Below are 2,377 nucleotides of genomic sequence, written 5' to 3'. Positions count from 1 at the left end.
CGCTGGTGGTGCAGGTGGGGTGGGGTGTCGGGCGCCAGGCCTGCGGCAAACTGGCCGGTGTCCGCGTCCAGCCCACTGGGCAGGTCCACGGCTAGCACGGGGGCCGGGCTGCGGTGCAGGGCTTGCAGGCAGGCTCTGAGCCTTGCGTCGGGCGCGCGTGCGGGGCTGTGGGGTGACGAAGAGACGCCAATGCCCAGTAGCGCATCAATGCACAGGTCGTTGCCCCCCAGATCGTCGGGGGCAGTGTCTGCCCAGGATACGCCCGCATCCCGTGCGCGCTGCCAGGAGGCCCTGGCATCCGCCGGTGCCGTATCGGGCTGGCCCAGCCAGGTCACGACCACTCTGCGGCCACTGCGCTGCAGGTGCATGGCAGCCGCCAACCCGTCACCCCCGTTGTTACCGGGGCCGCAGGCAATCCACACGGTGCGTGCGTGGGGTGCCAGCGACTGGGCCAGTTGGGCGATGGCCAGGCCGGCGCGCTGCATGAGCGTGTGCGGGGGCAGGGCGGCTGCCGCGGCTTTTTCCAGGCGGCGTGTGGCGGCCGCGTTGAACAGGGGATAAGGCTGGTGGGCGGTGATGCGGTGCATGGGCTGCAGGGGGCAAAGGCTGCTGCCAGCGGCAGCGCGCCTGCCATTGTGCGCCGATGCCCCGTGCGGGCAAAGCGCAGGCGGGCCTGTGAACAGGCTCTTAGAACCGCCGCATGCCCAGCCCGTCCAGCGACACCTCAGGTTCCCGCTGCGCGATCAGGTCGGCCAGTGCCCGCGCGCTGCCGCAGGCCAGGGCCCAGCCGCCAGCGCCATGGCCGGTGTTGAGCCACAGGCCCGGCACGCCGCTGGCGCCCACCACCGGGGCACCGTCGGGCAGCATGGTGCGGGCACCGCGCCAGATCTGCAGGTTGGATGAGAGCTGCGCGCCCCCGGGGAACCAGTCGTTCAGCGTGCGGTACAGGCGCTGCAGTGTGGGGGTGTGGTGCTCGGCATCGGCCCCGGCCAGTTCAGCGCCACCGGCAATGCGCACGCGCTGGCCCAGGCGGGTGATGGAGATTTGCTGGCCCGCATCCACCACGCTGGCGCGGGGGGCGTGGGTGGATTCGCGCAGTGGGGCGCTCACGGAGTAGCCGTACACAGCCGCCATGGGCAGCCCCAGGCCCAGTGCGGGCAGCAGCGTGGCCGATGCCACGCCGGCGCACAGCACCACGGCATCAAAGCGTCGCAGGTCCGTTTCGCCCTGCAGCACCACGCCCGTGGGGCTGGTGCCGACGCGGTCTACGCGGGTGTTGAACACAAACTGCACCCCCGCACCCTGGATGCCCTGGCGCAGCAACTGTGCAAACAGACGGCAGTTGCCGGCGCGTGCATCGGGCAGGTGGATCGCGCCGGCCAGCGGGGCTTCGGGCGAGAGGCCAGGCTCGATCTGGCGCGCCACATCGGCGTCGATCTCACGCAGGGCCACGCCGCTGTCGCGCAGCACTTGCAGCGCGGGTTGCAGGCGGGTGCGGTCTTCTTCGGTGCGCAGCAGCACCAGGCGGCCGTCGCTGGCTTCAAAGTCCAGCTCATGCTGGTTCGCAATGGCTTGTAGTCGAGCTTGGCTGTATTGCGCCAGGCGTTCGACCGCGGCGGCCGGGGCGCTGTGGCTGTGCGCCATGCTGCGCCAGCGACGCAGCCAGGCCCAGTTGGCGCGGGTCAGGCCGCCAGCCAGCCGCAGGGTGGCCTGTGTCCCCATCAGTCGCAGCGGCTGGCCGAAGCCCGGCAGCGCCCAGGGGCTGAGCAGGTGGGGCGCTAGCAGCCCGGCGGTGGCAAAGCTGGCCTCTTCGGCGGCCGCACTGCGTTGTTCAAACACCGTGACTTCGTGGCCGTCGCTGGCCAGTTCGTACGCGGTGGTGACGCCGACAATGCCGGCGCCCACGATAGCAATCTTCATGAATTTGGGTGTTTTTGGCTTGTAGCGCTAGTGAATCATGCGCTGGTAGCTATTATTTTTGTAGTGTTTGCTCGATCTGCAGGCTGATGTTGAGCACCGTGTCATCCCTGAGCGCCCCGTGCCAGACCATCAGCCCGACCGGGAGTTCCCCTTGCACGTGGCAGGGGAGCGACAGCGCACAGCCGTCCAGCAGATTGACCACACTGGTGTTGCGCAGCAGCAGGTTGTTGACGCGGAAGAACTCGGCATCGCGGGCGGCGTCCCGGGCCTTGTCCGCACCATCTGCAGGAGCGACATCGGACAGCAGTGGCGCCAGGATGGGCACGGTGGGGGACAGCAGGGCGTCGTACGGCTCCATGTCGGCGATCATGCGTGCAATCCATTGCTGGCGCGCCTGCAGCAGGTCGATGTATTCCCAGGCCATCAGCGTGGCCCCTTTTTCGATGCGCATGCGCAC

General features: G+C 69.3%; 3 protein-coding genes. All 3 read right to left on the bottom strand.

Annotation, left to right across the window (positions count from 1 at the left end):
• On the bottom strand, positions 1–587 hold a 587-nt coding region (locus DBR23_RS16090), incomplete at its 3' end, for an NAD(P)H-hydrate epimerase (protein WP_108498908.1).
• A 100-nt stretch (positions 588–687) separates the two neighbouring features.
• Positions 688–1,920: an FAD-dependent oxidoreductase gene (locus DBR23_RS16085; RefSeq protein WP_108498907.1), complete on the bottom strand. Its 1,233-nt coding sequence runs from the start codon at positions 1,918–1,920 to the stop codon at positions 688–690.
• Positions 1,921–1,972: 52 nt separating this feature from the next.
• Positions 1,973–2,377: amidase family protein (locus DBR23_RS30815; RefSeq protein ID WP_255581738.1), on the bottom strand; the 405-nt coding region annotated here is incomplete at its 5' end.

This window comes from Acidovorax sp. HMWF018, assembly GCF_003061035.1.
GTDB classification, from domain to species: domain Bacteria; phylum Pseudomonadota; class Gammaproteobacteria; order Burkholderiales; family Burkholderiaceae_C; genus Acidovorax; species Acidovorax delafieldii.
Note: the sequence above shows the minus strand (reverse complement) of the source record. Positions and strands in the feature narration are given on the sequence as shown.

What these genes read in the sequence shown, in the direction of transcription:
- DBR23_RS16085 (WP_108498907.1), bottom strand. Translation starts at nt 1,920, where the DNA reads ATGAAGATTGCTATCGTGGGCGCCGGCATTGTCGGCGTCACCACCGCG.